This is a genomic window from Roseateles paludis (genome assembly GCF_039872745.1).
GTDB lineage: Bacteria > Pseudomonadota > Gammaproteobacteria > Burkholderiales > Burkholderiaceae_C > Pelomonas > Pelomonas paludis.
In genome coordinates, this window is sequence record NZ_JBDPZD010000003.1 from 433,444 (window position 1) to 452,591 (window position 19,148).

At 68.9% G+C, this 19,148-nt stretch carries 12 protein-coding genes; 4 read left to right on the forward strand and 8 right to left on the reverse strand.

Annotation, left to right across the window (positions count from 1 at the left end; translation table 11 throughout):
- Nucleotides 1–8: 8 nt before the first annotated feature.
- A complete protein-coding gene (locus tag ABDJ85_RS13260) occupies nucleotides 9–554 on the reverse strand; it encodes a hemerythrin domain-containing protein (RefSeq protein ID WP_347705256.1) in 546 nt (181 codons plus the stop codon).
- A gap of 25 nt (nucleotides 555–579) precedes the next feature.
- Between ABDJ85_RS13260 and ligA the strand changes: the two genes are divergently transcribed.
- A complete protein-coding gene (gene ligA, locus ABDJ85_RS13265) occupies nucleotides 580–3,105 on the forward strand; it encodes an NAD-dependent DNA ligase LigA (RefSeq protein ID WP_347705257.1) in 2,526 nt (841 codons plus the stop codon).
- Between the two features lie 36 nt (nucleotides 3,106–3,141).
- Here ligA and ABDJ85_RS13270 read toward each other — a convergent pair whose 3' ends face one another.
- Nucleotides 3,142–4,068: a LysR family transcriptional regulator gene (locus tag ABDJ85_RS13270; RefSeq protein WP_347705258.1), complete on the reverse strand. Its 927-nt coding sequence runs from the start codon at nucleotides 4,066–4,068 to the stop codon at nucleotides 3,142–3,144.
- Nucleotides 4,069–4,164: 96 nt separating this feature from the next.
- On the opposite strand from ABDJ85_RS13270, the gene ABDJ85_RS13275 reads away from it, so the two are divergent.
- Genes ABDJ85_RS13275 through ABDJ85_RS13285 form a run of 3 tightly spaced genes read left to right on the forward strand, consistent with a single transcriptional unit; the run spans nucleotide 4,165 to nucleotide 8,283 of the window.
- Entirely contained in the window at nucleotides 4,165–5,256 is a 1,092-nt protein-coding gene (locus tag ABDJ85_RS13275) for an HlyD family secretion protein (protein ID WP_347705259.1), read from the forward strand.
- A gap of 25 nt (nucleotides 5,257–5,281) precedes the next feature.
- The gene (locus tag ABDJ85_RS13280; RefSeq protein WP_347705260.1) at nucleotides 5,282–6,862 is read left to right on the forward strand and encodes a DHA2 family efflux MFS transporter permease subunit; all 1,581 of its coding nucleotides are present in this window, start codon (nucleotides 5,282–5,284) and stop codon (nucleotides 6,860–6,862) included.
- Between the two features lie 11 nt (nucleotides 6,863–6,873).
- Nucleotides 6,874–8,283: an efflux transporter outer membrane subunit gene (locus tag ABDJ85_RS13285; protein ID WP_347705261.1), complete on the forward strand. Its 1,410-nt coding sequence runs from the start codon at nucleotides 6,874–6,876 to the stop codon at nucleotides 8,281–8,283.
- A 147-nt stretch (nucleotides 8,284–8,430) separates the two neighbouring features.
- On the opposite strand, the gene ABDJ85_RS13290 is transcribed toward ABDJ85_RS13285, so the two are convergent.
- The 6 genes from ABDJ85_RS13290 to ABDJ85_RS13315 are packed head-to-tail and all read right to left on the reverse strand — an operon-like array spanning nucleotide 8,431 to nucleotide 19,120.
- Nucleotides 8,431–11,784, reverse strand: coding sequence for a GH36-type glycosyl hydrolase domain-containing protein (locus ABDJ85_RS13290; RefSeq protein ID WP_347705262.1), 3,354 nt, complete (start codon nucleotides 11,782–11,784; stop codon nucleotides 8,431–8,433).
- The gene (locus ABDJ85_RS13295; protein ID WP_347705263.1) at nucleotides 11,781–14,744 is read right to left on the reverse strand and encodes a discoidin domain-containing protein; all 2,964 of its coding nucleotides are present in this window, start codon (nucleotides 14,742–14,744) and stop codon (nucleotides 11,781–11,783) included. Before ABDJ85_RS13295 ends, ABDJ85_RS13290 begins: the two co-directional genes overlap by 4 nt.
- Entirely contained in the window at nucleotides 14,741–15,547 is an 807-nt protein-coding gene (locus ABDJ85_RS13300) for a carbohydrate ABC transporter permease (protein WP_347705264.1), read from the reverse strand. Before ABDJ85_RS13300 ends, ABDJ85_RS13295 begins: the two co-directional genes overlap by 4 nt.
- A complete protein-coding gene (locus ABDJ85_RS13305; protein ID WP_347705265.1) occupies nucleotides 15,544–16,443 on the reverse strand; it encodes a carbohydrate ABC transporter permease in 900 nt (299 codons plus the stop codon). The genes ABDJ85_RS13300 and ABDJ85_RS13305 overlap by 4 nt, the downstream gene beginning before the upstream one ends.
- Entirely contained in the window at nucleotides 16,440–17,705 is a 1,266-nt protein-coding gene (locus ABDJ85_RS13310) for an extracellular solute-binding protein (RefSeq protein ID WP_347705266.1), read from the reverse strand. Before ABDJ85_RS13310 ends, ABDJ85_RS13305 begins: the two co-directional genes overlap by 4 nt.
- The gene (locus ABDJ85_RS13315; protein ID WP_347705267.1) at nucleotides 17,702–19,120 is read right to left on the reverse strand and encodes a glucoamylase family protein; all 1,419 of its coding nucleotides are present in this window, start codon (nucleotides 19,118–19,120) and stop codon (nucleotides 17,702–17,704) included. The genes ABDJ85_RS13310 and ABDJ85_RS13315 overlap by 4 nt, the downstream gene beginning before the upstream one ends.
- Nucleotides 19,121–19,148 lie beyond the last annotated feature (28 nt).

Here is a 19,148-nt window from a genome sequence, read left to right on the forward strand (position 1 = left end):
ATCGGCGATCAGCGAGGCCCGAGCTGAGCCGGTGCCCGGCTGGCGCCACGCCGTGTCGACATCTCCTCGCCCATGCTGAGGATCTCGGTCGGCGTCAGCCCGAGGCTGGCCAGCGGGAAGATCACTTCGTCCTCCAGCGCCGCATGGGCCTCGTAGAGCCGTGCAAAGCTCAGGCAGGCGTCCCGGTCCAGCTTGAAGGCCTGGCCCGAGGCCAGCGCCAGCAGTTGAACCCGCAGCACCCGCCATGCCGCGCCCAGCGTGGCGTGATCCGACAGCAGCCGGTCCGCCAGATCGCCTCGGCCAGCGGCCCGCAGGCGAGGCACGATGTGCAGCTCTTCGTCTTCGTGATGCGCGGGGGCGGCGACATCGAAGTAGCGCGCCACGTCGGTCGCCGCCTGGCGAGCCTGTTCATCCGCGCCATGGGCTCTGGCGTGGGCCTGGAGGCGCAACAGCGTGCCCAGCGTGCGGCGCACTCGCCCATGGCAAGCGGCCAGCATCTCGAAGGGCGCTTCGAACCCTACCCCTGGACCCGCGTACAACTGCTTCGTGGTCATGGCCCTATTGTTGAAAATGCTCGGTATGAATGCCCCTGACCCAGATCAAGAATTGCAACTGGTTCGAGCCGCCGAGCTGCGCCGGCTGCTGAATTTTCACGCGCACGCCTATTACGTGCTCGACGCGCCCGAAATCCCGGACGCCGAGTACGACCGGCTTTTCCAGGAGTTGCAGGCGCTGGAGGCTGCCCACCCCGAACTGCTGACGCCCGACTCCCCCACCCAGCGCGTGATCGGTGCCGTGCTCGACGGCCTGGCACCAGTCACTCACGCCGTGCCCATGCTCTCGATCACCACCGAGACCGATACCACGGCCGGCGGCGCCATCAACTTTGATGCCCGCGTGCGCCGCGAGCTGGGCTTGCAGGAGGCCGACCCGCCGGTCGAGTACAGCGCCGAGCTGAAGTTCGATGGCCTGGCCATCAACCTGCGCTACGAGGGCGGCGTGCTCGTCCAGGCCGCCACGCGCGGCGACGGCGAGACCGGCGAGGACGTGACGCAGAACATCCGCACCATTGGGCAGATTCCGCTCAAGTTGATGGGTAACGCACCTCCCGTGCTTGAGGTGCGGGGCGAGGTCTATATGCGGCGTGATGCCTTCGAGGCCCTCAACGAGCGCCAGCGCGCCAAGGGAGAGAAGACCTTCGTCAACCCGCGCAACACCGCCGCCGGCGCCGTGCGCCAGCTCGACCCGGCCGGCGTGCGCGAGAAGCCGCTGTGCTTCTACGCCTACGGCCTGGGCGAAGTGCAGGGCTGGGAGGTGCCCGAGACGCATGCCGGCCTGCTCGACGCGCTGGCGGCCTTTGGCCTGCCCGTCAACGAGCTGCGCGCCGTCTGCCTGGGGCCGCAGCAACTGGTGGACTTCCATGCCCGCGTGGCGGCGCAGCGTGATGCCTTGCCGTTTGACATTGATGGCGTGGTCTACAAGGTCAACTCCCGTGCGCTGCAACAGCAGCTTGGCTTCAAGACCCGGGAGCCACGCTGGGCCGTGGCGCACAAATACCCAGCGCAGGAGCAGGTGACGACCCTGCTCGCCATCGATGTGCAGGTGGGCCGCACCGGCAAGCTCACGCCTGTGGCGCGGCTGGACCCGGTGTTCGTGGGCGGCACGACGGTCAGCAATGCGACGCTGCACAACGAATCGGAAGTCAGGCGGAAAGACATTCGTGTTGGCGACACGGTCGTGGTGCGGAGAGCCGGAGATGTGATCCCGCAGATCGTTGGCGTCGTACTCGAGCGTCGGCCTCCGGGTGCCGACGAAGAGTTCGATATGTACCGAACTCTTCGCGGGGTCTGCCCCGAATGTGGCAGCCATATTGCTAAAGATCCGGAGGGCGTTGATTGGCGTTGTACAGGTGGGCTGTTTTGTATGGCCCAGCGAAAGGAAAGCATCCGTCACTTCTCCCAGCGTTCGGCGCTCGACATCGAGGGACTGGGCACAGAGATCATTGATGCACTAGTCGATGGTGACGTGATCCATTCCGCCGCTGACCTTTTCTCGCTGGATGAGACCCGCCTGATCGGACTGCGCACTCGCAGTGGCAGCACCCTCCAAAAGCAGTCTGCAGACAACCTGCTGCGATCGATTCGCGGGGCCAGTTCACCTGCGCTGCATCGCCTGATATTTGGTTTAGGCATACCGCATGTGGGTGAAGCTACGGCCAAGGAGTTGGCGTCCTTCTATCGAACCATTGACGCTCTGTTGGCGACCGCTACGTTGACGCCAATGCTCCTAAAGGACGTTGGTCATGAAATTGCCGCGTCCATTCAGCAGTTTGTGACTGAGTCACACAACCGAGATGTCATTGATCGGCTCCTGCGGCTTGGGATGCGTCCCCAATCTCCGCCTGATGTTCGGCGATGCATCGACTGCGCTGAGCTCTTCCGTTTGATTAAACGGGTCGATAGCTATTTGGCTCAGAACCAAAAGAGGGCGCCCCGGTTGGCGGGAATAGGCGTCGGTCGGCTCGAACGGTTGGCATCCGCATTTGGTACTCCGGCTGCCTTGTTGGCTCGTGCTGACGAAGAAAGTCCAGAACTGGATGACGCAGCGAAATTGCTCGTGACCGAGCTGCGCTCGCTCGATTGGCAGGATGTGTTGAACGAGTGCCAAAGACTTCAAATCGAGTTTGTCTCGGCTGCGGAGTCGGCTGATGCGGGCCCTGGTTCGGATCGATTGAGCGAGAAGCTCCGAGCCATTCTTCGTTCCAAGCATGGACTTGAGGAACCGGAGATCCAAAAGTTGTCTAACGCTGAAGGCTGGGCGATCGTGTATTCAGCCAGAGCATCAAGCAAGAAGGCACCTGCGCTGCCAGAGGTGTGTTTTACGGGCTTCTCGGCCACGGAGAAGAGTGAGCTTGAGACGGTGGCGACCGATGCTGGCCTGAAAGTTGTCACGAGCGTCACCAAGGGACTGATGTTTCTTGTGGCGGGCACAAACGCTGGACCAAGCAAACTTGAGAAGGCGCGCAAACAAGGAGCACAGGTTTTGGATCTGATCGGATTTCAAGAGTTGCTTCAAGCCGACGAGTCACCGAAGTCTCCCGCCTGACCGGGGATGCGAAATGGCGAAGCGTCCCTGCGCGCGTCAATCGCCGACTAGCCGCGACGGCGTCTTCAGCGCCTCGACCATCCCGGCCGGCACCTCTTCGAACAAGTGGTCGATGAACGCGCGGATCTTGGACGGCATCAGGCGCCGGCTGGCGGTGACGATGGACACCTCGGTCGGGGCAAACTGCCATTCAGGCAGCAGCGGCACGAGGGCCCCTGAAGCGACGTCCTGCCGGGCCATGGCCGAGGGCAGGGTGCCGATGCCGCTGCCCGCGCGCGTCAGCGCCACGGCCAGGCCCATGGAGTTGCAGTGCAGTGGCCCCTGCATGGTGAAGCTGGCGGTCTGTGTGCCGTGGTGCAGCCGGTGTTGGCCCTTGCGCGCCATGGGGGTGTAGACCACGAAGCGGTGCGCCGCCAGGTCGTCGGGGGTGCTGGGGGCGCCGTGGCGGGCCAGGTAGTCGGGGCTGGCGAACAGGCCCTTGTGCATGGTGATGAAGGGCCGGGCCACCAGCTCGGGCTCGGTCACGGCGCCAAAGCGCAGGGTCAGGTCATAGGGCTCGTTGAGCAGGTCCACCCAGCGCGGCGTGCAGTCGATGTCGAGCTCCACCTCGGGGTAGCGCTGGACGAAGGAGGCCAGCGCGTCGGACAGCACCAGCATCGCGAACTCCGAGCCCATGGCCACGCGCAGCCGGCCGCGCGGCGTGGCGTCGCGCGAGGCCAGCCATTGCCGGGTCTCGGAGATGTCATCGTGGTGGCGCAGCGCGCGCTCGGCCAGTTCGTGGCCGAGTTCGGTCAGGGTCAATCGCTTGGCGCCGGGCACAAAGAGCCGGGCCCCCACGCTGGTTTCCAGCGCTGTGAGGCGGCGGCTGAGGGTGGCCTTGGGCAGGTCCAGCACGCGGGCCCCGGCGGAGAGTGAGCCTTGGCGGTGCACTTCCGCCAGCAGGAGCAGGTCGTCGACTTTCATTGTTCCGATTTTGGAACGATACGTTGACTTTTGCGAGTCTATTCAAGCGAATCGAGACGGCCTAGAGTGCGGGCCAACGCAAGGAACACCCCCGCCATGAACAGCCCTGCTCCGACCCCCACGCCCCCCTCGACCCCCGCCAAAAGCCGCCCGCCGCTGCCCCTGATCGTGGTGGGCCTGGCCCTGCTGATCGGTGGCGGCTTCCTGGGTGGGCGCCTGTGGTGGCGCAGCCAGCATCTGGTGGAGACGGACAACGCCTTCCTGGCCGGGCATGTGCACCCCGTGTCCACCCGCGTGGCCGGCGTGGTGACCGAGATGCACCTGCAGGACAACGCCAGCGTCAAGGCGGGCGATGTGTTGCTCAAGTTGGACGCTGCCGATGCCGACGTGCAGGTCGAGCGCCTCAAGGCCCAGTTGGCCCAGGCCCAGGCCCAGGTGGCCGGCAGTGGCGCCCAGCTCGCCCAGCTCAAGGCCCAGGTGGCGGCCGCGCAGGCGGTGGTCACGCAGTCTGAAAGCCAACTGGCCCGCGCCGAGGCTGACGCCACGCGCCAGCAGACCTTGTTCCAGGCCGAGCTCCGCGGCACCTCGCGCCAGGAGCTGGACGCTGCCGTGGCTGCGCGTGACAGCGCCCGTGCTGACCTGACCGCCCGCCGCGCCGCCGTGCAAGCCGCGCAACAGGCCGTGCAGGCTGCTGAGGCCAGCCGCCAGGCCGCCCAGGCCCAGGTGGCCGCCTTGCAGGCTCAGCAGCGCGATGCGCAAAACCAGGTGGGTTACGTGACCGTGCGCGCCGCAGCAGCCGGCCGCGTCGGCAAGCGCACCGTCGAGGTGGGCCAGCGCGTGCAGCCGGGCCAGCAGCTCGCGGCCATCGTGGAGCCTGAGGTCTGGATCGTCGCCAACTTCAAGGAGACCCAGATCGCCCGCATGAAGCCGGGGCAGCTGGCGCGCGTGAAGGTCGATGCCTTCTCGGGCCACGAGCTGCTGGCGCGGGTCGAGAGCTTCTCGCCCGCGTCCGGCGCCAGCTTTGCGCTGCTGCCACCCGACAACGCCACCGGCAACTTCACCAAGATCGTCCAGCGCCTGCCGGTCAAGCTGGTCTTTGAGGCCGACAGCCTCAGGGCCCTGGGTGAGGCCGCCACGCGCCTGGTGCCAGGCTTGTCGGTACAGGTCGAGGTTGAGCTGGGCGAGTGAGTTCAAGGCAACGCGATCCACGCCCATGAACGCCGCGCTCACGCCCCAAGCCCCGCCGCAGCACGCTGACCTGCGCACCTGGGTGGCCGTGCTGGCCAGCCTGCTGGGTGCCTTCATGGCGGTGCTCGACATCGCCATCACCAACTCGTCGTTGAAGGAAATCCTCGGCGCCCTCTCGGCCACGCAGGAAGAGGGCTCCTGGATCTCCAGCAGCTACCTGGTGGCCGAGATCGTGGTGATCCCGCTCGCGGGCTTTTTGTCGGCGGTGTTCTCCACGCGGCGCTACCTGATCGTCAATGTGCTGCTGTTCCTCATCTCCAGCACCCTGTGCGGCATGGCCTGGAGCCTGGAGAGCATGATCGCCTTCCGCGCGCTGCAGGGCTTCACCGGTGGGGTCATGATCCCCATGGCCATGACCCTGGTGACCCGCAAGCTGCCGGTGGCCAAGCGGCCGCTGGGGCTGGCGCTCTTCGGCATGACGGCCACGCTGGCGCCCACGCTCGGCCCCACCTTTGGCGGCTGGCTGACCGACCTCTACGGCTGGCCCAGCATCTTCTATATCAACTGGGTGCCCGGCCTGCTCTTGATCACCGGCGTGAGCTGGGGGCTGGACCGCGAGCCCATGAACCTCGACCTGCTGCGCCGGGTGGACTGGTTCGGCGTGGCGGCCATGGCCATCGGCCTCGGGTCGCTCACCGCCATGCTCGAAGAGGGCAATGCCAAGGACTGGTTCCAGAGCCCCTTCATCGTCACCGCCGCCGTGCTGGCCGTGGCCGGCATCTATGCCTGGGCCTGGCGGGGCCTGACGCGCAGCAACACCTTCATCGACCTGCACATCCTCGGGCGCCCCAGCTTCTTGATCGCCGTGACCGTGGCCTTCACCACCGGCATGGGGCTCTATGGCTCGGCCTTCCTGATCCCGCTCTACCTGGGGCAGATCGCGGCTTACACCCCCATGCAGATCGGCCTCGTCATCATGTGGATGGGCCTGCCGCAGCTCTTCATCATGCCCTTCGCGGCCAAGCTGTCCACCAAGCTCGACAACCGCATCATGATGACCGTGGGTCTGGCGCTCTTTGCGCTGTCCTGCTTCATGAACACGCACATGAGCGCCGAGACCGCCGGCCCCGAGCTGATCGCCGCCCAGGTGGTGCGTGCGCTGGGCCAGCCGCTGATCATGATCACGCTGACCAACTTCGCCATCAGCGGCGTGCCCATGCAGCTGATGGGCTCGGCCTCGGGCCTGTTCAACATGATGCGCAACCTCGGCGGCTCGGTCGGCATCGCCGTGCTGGCCACGTTGCTGACCAACCGCGAGAAGTTCCACAGCGCCCGGGTGGGCGAGTCGGTGTCGCTGCTGAACCCCGCCACGCAGGAGCGGCTCGACGCGCTGACGCAGAACTACCTGGCCCGTGGCCTCGACCTGAGCGCCGCCCAGGACAGTGCCATCAAGCTGCTCGACAACATCGTCCGCCGCGAGAGCTATGTGATGGCCTACAACGACGCCTTCCTCGTGCTCGGCGTGGCCCTGCTGTGCTGCATCGCCGCCGTCTGGATGGGCAAGAAGGTGCTGGGTGGCACCGCTGGTGCTGGCAATGCGCACTGATTGAGACCGCTATGAACACCAAGACCCTGATCGCCTTTGCCGTGAGCCTACTGGCCGGCTGCACCACCGTCGGCCCCAACTTCCAGCCGCCAGCCGCGCAAGCGCCGGCCAGTTATCGCTCAGTCAGCGCAACCAGCGCGGCGCAAGGCGTGACCCTGCAGCGCGACTGGTGGCAGATGTTTGGCGACGCCCAGCTCAACCAGCTGGAAGCCCAGGCACTGCAGGCCAGCCCCACGCTGGGCGCTGCTGCGGCGCGCATCGACCGCGCACGCGCTGCCTTAGGCTTGGCACGCGCCGACGACGGGCCACGGGTGGACGTGGGCGGCGCCGTGACCGACCTGCGCACCTCGGCCAAGTCCGTCACCACGCCGGTGCTGGGCGGCAAGGCCATCGCCTTCGACGGCACACAGACCACCCTGCAGGTCTCGGCCGGCTGGGAGCTCGACCTCTGGGGCCGCGTCAAGCGCGAGACCGAAGCCGCCCAGGCCCAGCTCGACGCCGCCAGCCTTGATGCCGCTGCTGCTCGCGTAGCGCTCACCGCCGACGTGGCCGCCGCCTACTGGCAGTGGCGCACGCTGGCCGACGAGGCCCAGGTGCTGCAGCGCCTGCTGGCCAGCCGCCGCTCCGCCTTGCAGGTGGTGCAGACCCGCTTTGACGCCGGCGCCGCCACCACGCAAGACCTGCAACGCGCCCGCGCTGACGTGGCCGCCGTCGAGGCCGACCAGACCGATTTGCCGCGCCGCCAGGCCCTGGCGCTCAATCTGATCGCCGCCCTCACGGGCCAGGCGGCGGCCGAGCTGCAGTTGCAGGCCACACCGCTGGCTGCGCCGCCCGCCGTGGCAGCCGGCCTGCCGGCCGAACTGCTGCAACGCCGGCCCGACCTTGCCCAGAGCCTCGCGCTGCTGCACGCCGCCACGGCCCAGGTCGGCATTGCCGAAGGGGCCTTCTACCCGTCGCTGCGGCTCACCGGCAGCTTCGGCTTCCAGAGCAAGGAGCTGGGCGATCTGATCGCCGCGCCTTCGCGCCTCTACAACTTCGGCCCCAGCCTCACGCTGCCTCTGCTCGACGCCGGCCGCAACAAGGCCAACCTCGCCACCGCCCAGGCCCAGGTGCAAGAGAGCCTCGCCGCCTTCCGTGGCCGCATGCTGCAGGCCCTGCGCGAGGTGGACGACGCCTTGGCCGAACTGCAAGGCCGCGCCACGACCCAGCAAGCCCAGCAAGTTGCGTTGGCCGCCAGCCAACAAGCGCTGGCCGTGTCCCGCCAACGCTATGACGCGGGCGCCGTCAGCTACCTCGACGTGGCCGAAGCCGAGCGCACGCCGCTGGCCACCGAGCGTGCGTTGGCGCAGCTGCGTGGCGCCCAGTGGGCGGCGACGGCGCAGCTCGTGAAGGCGCTGGGTGGGGGCTGGGGGCAGCTCTGATTCTTCGTGGTTTTGGATGTGGCTGGTTTGTGGCGAGGCTGATGCCGGGCCCCGCCCCCGGCGGGACTCCCGGCATGGGCTTTGCCACAAAACACCCACACGAGCAGCAGCCCGATCACTCAGCGCCGGCAAGGGCAACTGCCAGGCTCAGCCCAGCTCCACCGTCCACTTCACCACACTGCCAGCCTCTGGCCGCGCAACCGCCATCGCCCCGGTTCGATACGCATGCGCACGCCGCGTGGCGGGCACGGGCTGGCCGTCGTCGGCCAGGACCTGGCGCACGCCATGCCCTTGGGGCCCGACGCGGTAGTGCAGCTCGAAGGCGATGCCACCGAGTTGCACGCTGACCCGCAGCCCGTCGAGCTGCGGGGGGAGCACGGGATCGAGCAGCAGGGCGTCGTGCTCCAGCTGCAGGCCCAGCAGGTGGCGCAGCACCAGGCCGAGCGCAATGCCGGGCCCGCTGGAGTAGACGCGCCAGCCGCCATCGAGCGGCACCTCGCCGGCCAGCGCGGCGTCATAGCTGAGGCTGGCGGCATAGCGGTCGGGGAAGGCGGCGTCGGAGCTGGAGTAGTAGCAATTGCTCTGGCGCCGGCTGCTGGCGGGCACGCGCTCGGGCAGGCCGATGGGGATGGCCTGCTGCAGCGCGTCCCAGAAGTCTTGCGCGCGCCCGAGGTGGGCCAGGGTCTGGCACCAGCGCAGGTGGGCGTGCATGTACATGATGCCGATCTCGCGGCCAAAGAAGCTGGCCGTCTCGGCACGCTGGAAGCGGGTGGAGACACCGCCAGCGTAGGGGATGGGCGCGTCAAACAGCCGCGCGCCGTCAGGGCCTTGCAGGTGCTGTTGGATGAGGGCGGCTTGCTGCTCGGCCTGCGCGGGGCTGAGCATGTCGGCGAGCACGGCGTGCATCATGGGCAGCAGGCTGTAGCGCAGGCCGGTGCGGGTGTCGGTGGGGTGGATCCAGAGTTCGGGCGTGCCGTCGGCGGGGAAGTAGCCGCAGCCGGCCACCACGCCGTCCTGCACCAGCAGTTGCTGGAACTCGGCCTGCACGGCCTCGGCCTCGCGGGCACAGCGTTCGGCCAGCGGCGTGTCGCCCACCTGGTGCAGCGCGCGGGCGATGAGGGCGAGCGTCTGCACCTGCAGGGTCACGGTCCAGCTGCTGGCCAGGCGTTCGCGCAACTGCGGGTCAGCGGGCTGGAGGGAGTCGTTCCAGTCGCCATGCCAGTAGGCGGTGAGGCGCGTGCCGGGCACCAGGCGGCGCTGGATGAGCGCCAGCGCGCGGGCCAGGTGCTCGCGAAGCGGGGCGGGGGCGTCGTCGTGGAAGGGCAGCACCTCGTCCAGCACGCTGGCATCGCCGCTGGCGATCAGGTAGTGGGCCAGTGCGAACACGGGCCAGAAGACGATGTCGCCGTGAGAGTCCCCGGCGCGCACGGCCGCGTCGCGCTCGAAGAACATGAACCACTGCGGCCAGTCGCCATCCAAGTTCTGGGCGCTGAAGGTGCGCAGCAGCAGGTCGTGCACGGGCGCGGTCTCGCCCAGGGCGAGCAGCATCTCGACCGGGCCTTGGCAGACGTCACGCGTGCCCCAGCCGCCGCCCGAGTACTGCTCCAGCCCACGCGGCGACAAGTAGTGCACCAGGGCGTTGTGCTGGAACCAGGGCAGCATGTCGGCCACCACGGCCATCTGCGGCGCGGCGGGGCCGGTGAAGCGGGGCAGGGCCAGCGGCCGGTCCGCCTGGAGATCTGGCAATTGGGGCGCCTCGGGCGTGAGCGCAACATGCAACTCAATGTCATGCGCCGGGGCGGCGGCCAGGTCCAGGCAGAGCTGGGGCTGGTGGCGGCTGGTGGCGTCGGGGTAGAGCAGGGCGTCGTCGCCAAGGCGCTGGATCTCGCTGCCCTCGCCCACGCTCAGCCAGAAGGCGCCGCGCGGGAAGCGCTCGGCCAGCGCGCTGCCGGGCGGCAGGCCCACGCGTAGCGCCTGGCCGTGGCGTGTGAGCTGGGCCAGCAGCGGGCTGCTGGCGGGCGTGGCGCCGTCGTCGCCGGTCAGCGCCAGTTGCAGGCTGAGGCGGACACGCGCCGGCGCCCCGGCCAGGGTGCGCAGCTGCAGCTGCATGCGGTCGGGCGTGGCGCTGGCGCTGCTGCGCACCTCGATCACACGGGCGTCACTGCCCTCGCCGCAGGCATAGATCCAGCGGCAGTGCTGCGGCCCCATCTCGAAGGCCGAGGGCAGGCCCAGCAGCTGCCAGCCATCACGGCCTTCACGTCCATGTGGGCTGTCGACGAACACGCGCAGGCCATTGCTGCGCATCAGGCCGAGGTAGCTGCGCTGGGTGGACAGCACGCGGTTGAAGCTGACGTGGCCCTGGGTCAGCATCGAGTGGAAGATGCCGCCCATCCAGCAGGTGGAGGTGAGCGCGTTTTCGTCGGGCGTGAGGTGCTGGCCGCTGCGCAGCAGGTGGCCGTGCGGCCGGTCCACGGCCAGCTCCTTGGCGCGCAGCGCGATGTGGCGGGCCTCGCCTTCAGGGCTCTGCTGGAAGAAGGAGAGCAACCGCCCGTCCTGCCACTCTTCGTGCCGGCGCTCGCCGCCAAAGTAAGTGGCCAACTCGGTGGCACTCAGGTCACGCGCGGGCCACTGCGCGGCGCTGTGGAACAGGCTGGCCTGCACGGCGCGGCCGCCGCCGCTGGAGGGCACGGCCAGGGTCGGCAGCTGGCGGCGCGGGGCGTCGAGCCGGTGCAGGTCGGCCGCACTGCTGGGGGCGGGGTGGTGCAGGCACAGCTCGAACACAAAGCCGGTGTGCCCACCGCCGCCAGGGGCGAGGCTCAGGGGCTCGTCCTGCAGCGCCAGCATGGCGTGCTCGTGCTGCAGGCGTCGGCCTGGCAGGGGCAACTGGGGGGCGGGCGGGTGCTCGGCCTCGCGGGCTTGGCGGCCAAACACCTGGAGCGCATCGGTGGCATAGGCCACGGTGCGGCGCAGCGAGCTGGCCAGCAGCTGCGGGTGGCGGCTGCCCTGGGGCTGGTTCTGGCGCACGGCCAGCACGGTGCCGTGCTTGGGGTCGGTGAGCGGCTGGTGGTCCAGGTACTGGCTGACGTAGAACTCGTTGAGCCGGATGGCGCCGTAGTCGGCCAGGCCAACGTCTTGTGTCATCACCAGGGTGGTGTCGATGGGCTCGGTGCCGAGGTTGCGCTGCTCCAGCCGCCAGGCCCAGGCCAGGCTTTCGGGGTGCAGGCTGAGGCTCAGGCGCAGTTGCAGCCGGCCCCAATGCCCGAGGCCGAGCAGGCCATGGGGCTCGCACTGGAAGCTCAGCGGCGAGCCGGGCCCGAGCAATGGGGTGCTGCGGCCATTGCCATACAGCCAGAGGTTGGTGAGGCCGCCCTCCAGCTCGGTGCCGGGAAAGAGGTTGAGCATCAGGCCGTCGGCCAGGATGCGGCGCGGGCTGCCGTGCGAGAGGAGCTCGAACTGCAGGCCGGCGGCGTTGCGCAGGAGGAAGAAGGGCGGGGCGCTCATGGGGTCACGAGGTCGATGGTGGCATGGGTGGCGGGCAGCGGCAGTTCGCGCCCGTCCCAGGGAAGGGGCTGGCCGTCGGCGGTGGCGCGCGGCAGTGGGCCCGTGCCGGGCCAGGCCAGACGCAACTGGCCGGGGAGGCGTTCGGGGCGGTGGTCGATGTGCAGGCGCCAGCCGGCGGCTTGGGGCAGCAGGCGGTAGTCGAGCCGGCCGTAGGCCGTTGACAGGCCGGCCACCTGGATGGGGCCGCTCGCGCGCCAGGCTGTCGTGAGGCCGGCGCCGAGGATGAGGTCGCCGCTCGACTCCCTCTCGTAGGCCAGCAGGTCGAGCGCGGCGCGCAGGAAGTCGGCCGAGATCCAGGCATGCGGCATGTCGCCCAGGAAGCGCGGCTCGCGCGCATCGGGCAAGACCACCTCAGCCCATTGGTGCCACCCATCGGGCCTGGCGTCACGGTAGAAAAACGCCAGCAGCTCGTGCGCTGCGTCGGCCCAGCCCAGGCGCACGAGGGCGCTCACATTGCGCAGCTCGTAGGGCGTGTAGTCCTTGTAGGGCCGTGTGCCGGCCGTGCGCTCGCGGGCCTCGCGCAGGTAGCGTTCGAAGGTGTTGGTGAGTAATGCCGGCGCCACCAACGCCTCGCCCCCGGCGGGGTTGAGCAGCACGGTGGTGGAGGTGGGGTCGAAGTCGCCCCGGTCGGCTGCACCGGCAATGACGCTCTGGCCATAGTGCTGCGCCGTGGCGCGGACGGAGGCGGCCAGATCGTGCTCGAACTCGGCGAGCTGGGCGGCATAGCTGGAGGCGAGCGGGGATTGAAGTGCGCGCGCCATCTGCGCGGCGTCCTTGAGGCCGCGCAGGGTCCAGAAGTTGTCCCAGTAGGCGTAGGCCGGCTTGTCGGAATAGCCCTCGTGGCTGATGGAGGGCGGCATCAGGCCGTAGAAGCGGGCGCGCTCAGGTGCCTGGTTGGCGGCCGTGCGTTCGCTTTGGCGCAGGCGGTCGACATAGGCCACGGTGCGCTGCACGGCGGGCCAGTGGCGGGCCAGGAAGCGCTCGTCCTGCGTGTGGCGCCAGACCTCGGCGACCGCGTACAGGTACTGTCCGTGGCTGTCGTTCTCGACCACCGGGTCGGCGCCGCGTGCGTCGTGGCAGCAGGGCACCTTGCCGTTCTCGAACAGGATGCCGCCAAAGGCATCGACAAACTCGCGTGCAGCTTTCACGTCGCCCATGCGTAAGAGCGCCGCCACCATCATGGCGCCATCGCGGATCCAGCTGCGCGCATAGGAGCGCGTGCCCGGCCGCAGCCAGGGCCCGTCGCGCGAGACCAGGATCTGCGCCAGCGCGGCGCGCATGCGGTCGGCCAGCGGGCCGGCGGCGGGCGGCAGGCTGAGCTGCAACTTGCCCAGGCGCTGCTGCCATGCCTCGGCCACGCGCTCGAAGCGCAGGTTCAGCGGCCGGCTGTCCAGCGCGGTCACGAATCCCACGGTTTGCTCACCGCCGGGTGGCAGCTCCAGGTCATAGCGCAGCAGGCCGCTGGCCAGGCCTTGGGGGTCGTCCAGCTGCGCCAGCGCGGGGGCAGCCAGCAGCTGGCGCAGCCCCATACCCGCCGCAAAGGGCTGGGCCTGCACGGCAGTGGGCCGCAGCGTGGAAACCAAGCGGTGCCCGGCCAGGTGCAGCTGCAGGCCGTCCCAGCGCAGTTGCTCGATGGGGCTGACACCGCCGCGCAGGTTGAGGAACTGCTGGGGCGGGTTGACCTGCCAGGGCCGTGCCACCAGCAGCAGCGAGACGCGCAGCGAGTGGCGGCCTGGGTTGCGCACGATGTAGCGCGCCATCAGGCCGGGCTCGGCGGGCGTGCCGTCTGCGCCGGCCTCGATGTCGAGCTCGACCTCGGGGTGGCGCCAGTGCACCCGGGGCATGGGCAGGTGGCCGCCTTGCAGGCTGTGCTGCTGGCTGACCTGGGCCCAGGTCAGCAGCCGGCCATCGGCCAGCCGCAGCGCGGGCTCCAGGCTGGGCCCGCCGGGGTGCAGCTCGATGGCGCCGTCTTCGCTCAGCAGGCCGCTGGTGGCGCCGCCGCCATCCACGCCCACCAGGGTCCAGTAGTTCTGCTGGCCTCGGTAGGCGCGGGGCAGGTCGCCCTCGGGCAGCTGTTTGGCAAGTTCTTGGAGCATGGCGTCACGGCTCGGCCAGTCGGTGAGGCTGCGCAGCTGCACGCGGGGCGCTGCCAGCTGGCTCGGGTAGCGCAGCCGCAGCCAGCGGGTCTCCAGCTCACTCAGGAACTGAAGCTCGGTGCCCGCAGCGCTGCGAGCCCGCTCGGCCTGTGTGTGCCAGTGGCGCCCGTCGTCCGAGGCCTCGATGCGGTAGCGCCCGGGCGCCTGCGGCCAATCGATGCGCAGGCCGCTCAGTTCACGCGGGGCTTGCAGGTCGATCTGGACGAGGCCGGGCTGCCGGGTGGTGCGCGGCGGGGCGGCGGTGGCGGGCACGGCAGCGCGCGGCTCGATGCTGAGCGGCGCTACGCAGAGGCTCCCCCGCTGCGCGCCCTTGGCTGCTGCCACCACCACCCACTCCAAAAACTCGGTGCGGCGCAATTGCTTGTCTGCTGCCGGCCCCCAGGCGAACTGGATCTGCCGCTGCTTGAAGACCGTGGCTTGCGCTTGGGCGGTTGGTGCAAAGCTGGGGCGCGTGACCCACCAGACGTTGTCGCCCGAGGCATCGACCAGCTTCATCTGCAACTCATTGCCGGCTCCTTCGCCCGAGAGCTGGGTGTGCAGCGCAAAGTTGGCCGGCCAGTCCTGCGGCCAGCTGCGGCGCAGCACCGCGTAGCCGGAGACGCCGTTGAAGTCGTAGTCCAGGCACTGCTGGGTGCCTTGCTGGCGCACGCTGGCCTTGACTTGGTCAGAGGCGGAGGCTTGCCAATCCGTTGCCTGTGCAGTGGCGGCGAGCAAGGCCGCCAGCAAGACAGCGAGGCGCTTCACTTCACGCCTCCCAGCATCAAACCCTGGAGATAGAAGCGCTGCAACGCAATGAACAGCAGCAACACCGGCAACACCGTGATCACCGCGCCGGCCATCATGAACTCGCTGTCCTGCACATGCTCGCGCGAGAGCGCGGCGAGGGCGACGGGCAGGGTGTGGAGGTCGCCGTCGGTCAGCATGATCAGCGGCCACATGAAGTCGTTCCAGCTGCCCAGAAAGGCAAACAGCGCCAGCGTGACCAGCACGGGCGTGAGCAGGGGCAGCACGACGCTGACGAACGTGCGCCACTCGCCGGCGCCGTCGATGCGGGCGGCTTCGAGCAGGTCTTGCGGCACATTGAGCGCGTACTGCCGCACCAGGAAGATGCCGAAGATGCCCGCCATGCCGGGCACCAGCACGCCCATCCAGGTGTTCACCAGGCCCAGGCCCTTGAGCATCAGGAAGAGCGGCAGCATGGCCACCTGGCCGGGGATGACGAGGGCCGCCAGCAGCAGCGCAAACACGCGGTCGCGGTGGCGAAAGCGCAGGCGCGCAAAGGCATAGCCGGCCAGGGTGTTGAGCGTGGTCGAGACCACGGTGGTGCCAATCGCCAGCAGCAGGCTGTTGAAGAAGGCGCGCCCAATGCCGCCACTGCCGAGCAGCTTCTCGTAGTGCTGCAGCGTGGGGTGCTGGGGCAGCAGGGGCGGCGGCAGGCTGGCGGCCTCGCCCGGCTGCATGAAGGACACACACAGCATCCAAACCAGCGGGAAGACAGTCACCAGCGCCAACAAGGCGAGCAGGCCGTTGACCCACAGCTTTTTCATGCTGACACCTCACCGAACGCCCGGCGGTGCAAGGCCAGCAGGCCGCGCGTCACGATCAGGATGATCACGAAGAGCACAAAGGCCACGCTTGACGCCGCGCCCAGGTTCCACCACTTGAAGCCCTCTTCGTACATCAGGTAGAGCACGCTGACCGTGCTTTGCAGCGGGCCGCCCTGGGTCATCACATAGGGCTCGGCAAAGAGCTGGAAGTAGCCGGCCGTGGTGAGGATGCTGACCATCAGCACCGTGGGCGCAAGGCTGGGCAGGGTGATGTGCCAGAACTGCGCCCAGCTGCGGGCGCCGTCCAGCCGGGCGGCGTCGTACAGGTCTTGCGGCACAGCCTGCAGCGCGGCGATGAAGATGATCATGTTGCCGCCGAAGTTCTTCCAGGCGGCGAAGAGGATGATGGTCGGCATCGACCAGTTCGGGTCGCCCAGCCAGTCGATGGGGTCGAGTCCGATGGCCTGCAGCCCGTGGTTGACCCAGCCGTACTTGACGTGGAACAGGTAGCGCCAGATCACGGCCACAGCGACCAGGGTGGTGACCACCGGCGCAAAGAGGGCCGTGCGGAACAAGGGCTTGAAGCGCGCCAGCGGCGACTGCAGCAGCACCGCCGCGCCCAGCGACAGCGCGAGTGACAACGGCACGCCAAAGGCCACGAAGTAGGCGGTGTTGGCCAGCGAGGTCCAGAAGAGCGGCATCTCCAGCACGCGCAGGTAGTTGGCCAGGCCTTGCCAGCGCAGGTTGCGCAGGTCAGCCAGCGCGTAGATGTCGAAGTCGGTCAGGCTCAGCAGCAAGCCGGCCACGACGGGCAGCACGAAGAAGAGCGCAATCACGCTGAGCGCCGGGGCCACAAAGCCCCAGGCGGCCAGGCCTTCGCGTTGGCTGGCTTTCATGTGCTGTGGCGCGCCAGCATCCAGCGGCGCTTTTCAAGCAGGGCGTCTACGCGCGCATCCAGCGCGGCGGCAGCCTCGGGGACGGGGGTGTGCCGGTGCACGGCGCGTGCGGCCTCCAACTGCATCTCCTGCACGATGCGCTCCCACTCGGGCACGGCGGGCGTGGCGCGGGCGCGTTGCAGTTGGCGATAAAAAGCGGCGGCGTGGCGGTCCTGCTCCAGCGTGCCGGTGGCGTCGATGGGCTGCTGCCAGGTGGACAGGCGCGGCGGCAGGTCGCCCGTGAGGCGGTAGAACTGCAGCTGCACGGCGGGCCGGCTCAGGTACTCGGCCAAAGCCCAGGCCAGGGCCTTGTGGCGCGAGCGCTTGAAAATGCCAAGGCTGGCGCCGCCGGCGGCCGAGGCGCCGAGGGCCGTGGGGCCGGGCAGCTCGGCCGTGCTCCAGCTGTCGGCCAGCTCGGGCGGCATGCGGCGCTTGAACTCGCCAATGTTCCAGGGCCCCGACAGGTAGAAGGCAAAGCTGCCGCGCCCGAACTCCTGCCAGAGGTTGGAGATCTGGTTGTTGGTGATGCCGGGGGCGTCGCCAGCGGCAAAGCGCTCCAGGTAGAAGCTCAGCGCCTTTTGAAAACCCGGCGAGCGGAAGTTGCCATAGCGCCCGCCTTCGCGCAGCAGCTCGTCACCCTGCTGCAGGGCCAGGGCCAGCAGGGGCTCGAACTCATTGGTGGGCAGCAGCAGCGGCGCGGCCATGCCCTTGCGGCGCAGCGCGGCCAGACACTGGCGCCAGTCGTCCCAGGTCTGCGGTGTGTGGGGCCAGCCCGCGCGGGCCAGCAGGTCGTGCCGCACAAAGAGCAGGCGGGTGTCCACATACCAGGGCAGGCCAATGCGCTGGCCGCCGGCCAGGTTGGTGGCCCAGATGCCGGGGAAGTAATCGTCAGCCGGCAGGCCGCTTTGCGCAATCCAGGGCTCCAGCGGCTCCAGCGCGCCGAGCTGCTGGAACTCAGGCAGCCAGGTGTTGCCAAGCTGGGCGACGTCGGGCGTGGCGTCACCGGCAAAAGCGGTCAGCAGCTTCTCGTGCGCCGACAGCCAGGGCAGGCTCTCGACCTTGACCGTCACCCCCGGGTGTTCGGCCTCGAAGCCGCGCAACAGTTCGTTGGCCACCAGGCCCTCGCGGCCCATGGCCCAGAAGCGCAGCACGGGGCGGTCGTCCCGGGCGCAGGCCGTCAGAACGGCCGGGGCCGCGAGCAGGGCGCTTCGGCGAGAGATCACTCAAGCCACCCGCCGTGAAAGCCGGCGCGGTGCAACCCGGCACGCAGCATCGGGTGCTCGCGCATCAGCTTCCACACCAGCTCACCCTGGTGGTTGGCCAGAGCCATCAAGAGCGGGCCTTGGTCGATGCCCAGGTAGTCGGTATCGACCCAGCCCTTGCCGGGCTCGATGCGGCCGTGCTGGAGCTTGACGTCGGTGAACGTGAAGCTGGGGTTGAAGGCGTCGAAGAAGCCGTAGCGGCCCCAGGTGTGCGGGTGGCGCTCGCGGATGGCGACGAGGGCGGGGATGACGATCTCGGGCGCAAAGGGCAGGGAGCTGCCGGCGCCATAGGGGGCAAGCGTGCCGTCGTCATGCTCGGCCAGGCCGCGCCCGGCATAGCTGATGAAGCGGCGCGGCCGGCCGCCAAACTCACGGGTCACGTCGGCCGGGCCGTCGCTGGCGGTCACGCCAAACACGGTGCCGTCATAGCCGGCCCAGCCCTCGGGGTTGGCGCGGGCATAGGCTTGCTGGGCATAGGTGGCGCGGCGCGAGTTCTCGAAGTAGTCGAGCTTGCCCGTGGGATCGAGCCGCAGCAGCTCGGCGTCCTTGAGTCCCCGGTAGTCGATCCAACTGTGGTTGAACTGGTGGCCAAAGAGCGGCGCAAAGTGCAAATGCTGCTGGCCGTAGACGGTCTTCCAGCTGCGGTCGTAGGTGCTGGTCCAGGCGGCCCAGGCGCCGGGGCCCACGGGGTGTGTGGGCGAGCCCAGGGCCAGCAGGTAGACCATCATGGCCTCGTTGTAGCCGCGCCAGTCATAGGCCAGGTGGCCGGACTCGGGCAGCCAGCCGTGGCTGATGGCGTCACCGCGCACCTGGGCCCAGGTCCAGTCCACCCGCTCGACGAGGAACTGCACCTGCCGGCGGATCTGCATCTCGGGCGGGCTGGTGCCGTCGAAGTAGGCCTGGCTGTGCAGCGCGCCCATCAGCAGCAGGGCGGTGTCGACAGTGGAGAGCTCGCACTGCGCAAAGCGGTGCCCGGTCTCCATGTCGAGGAAGTGATAGAAGAAGCCCTTGTGTCCGGCCACGCCACGGCGTTGTGCGCCCTGGGGCAGACCGGCCAGGAAGTTCAACACCTTGCGGGTGCGGTCCCGGGCTTGCGTTCGAGTGATGTAGCCGCGCTGGCTGCCAATGACGTAGGAGGAGAGCGCAAAACCCACGGCGGCAACGCTGCAGAACGACGGCGAGGGCCATCGGTCAGGGGTCAGACCCGTGACCGGATGGGCTATGTCCCAGAACCAATCGAAAGTGCGGCGTTCAAGCTCGGACAGGAATGCCTTGTGAGCATCCTCGGCCCGAGCCGGCAACTGGGCGAGCGCCTGGGGGGCACACGCAAGCCCAGCCGCCTGAGCCAGCCAGGCGCGGCGGGTGAAAGCGGTCATGAGTTCAAGTGGGGGCCAGCATATCCGG

Coding starts and splice junctions, on each gene's coding strand:
- ABDJ85_RS13305 (WP_347705265.1), bottom strand. CDS start 16,443: ATGAAAGCCAGCCAACGCGAAGGCCTGGCCGCCTGGGGCTTTGTGGCC.
- ABDJ85_RS13270 (WP_347705258.1), bottom strand. CDS start 4,068: ATGAAAGTCGACGACCTGCTCCTGCTGGCGGAAGTGCACCGCCAAGGC.
- ABDJ85_RS13285 (WP_347705261.1), top strand. CDS start 6,874: ATGAACACCAAGACCCTGATCGCCTTTGCCGTGAGCCTACTGGCCGGC.
- ABDJ85_RS13290 (WP_347705262.1), bottom strand. CDS start 11,784: ATGAGCGCCCCGCCCTTCTTCCTCCTGCGCAACGCCGCCGGCCTGCAG.
- ABDJ85_RS13315 (WP_347705267.1), bottom strand. CDS start 19,120: ATGACCGCTTTCACCCGCCGCGCCTGGCTGGCTCAGGCGGCTGGGCTT.
- ligA (WP_347705257.1), top strand. CDS start 580: ATGAATGCCCCTGACCCAGATCAAGAATTGCAACTGGTTCGAGCCGCC.
- ABDJ85_RS13300 (WP_347705264.1), bottom strand. CDS start 15,547: ATGAAAAAGCTGTGGGTCAACGGCCTGCTCGCCTTGTTGGCGCTGGTG.
- ABDJ85_RS13275 (WP_347705259.1), top strand. CDS start 4,165: ATGAACAGCCCTGCTCCGACCCCCACGCCCCCCTCGACCCCCGCCAAA.
- ABDJ85_RS13260 (WP_347705256.1), bottom strand. CDS start 554: ATGACCACGAAGCAGTTGTACGCGGGTCCAGGGGTAGGGTTCGAAGCG.
- ABDJ85_RS13280 (WP_347705260.1), top strand. CDS start 5,282: ATGAACGCCGCGCTCACGCCCCAAGCCCCGCCGCAGCACGCTGACCTG.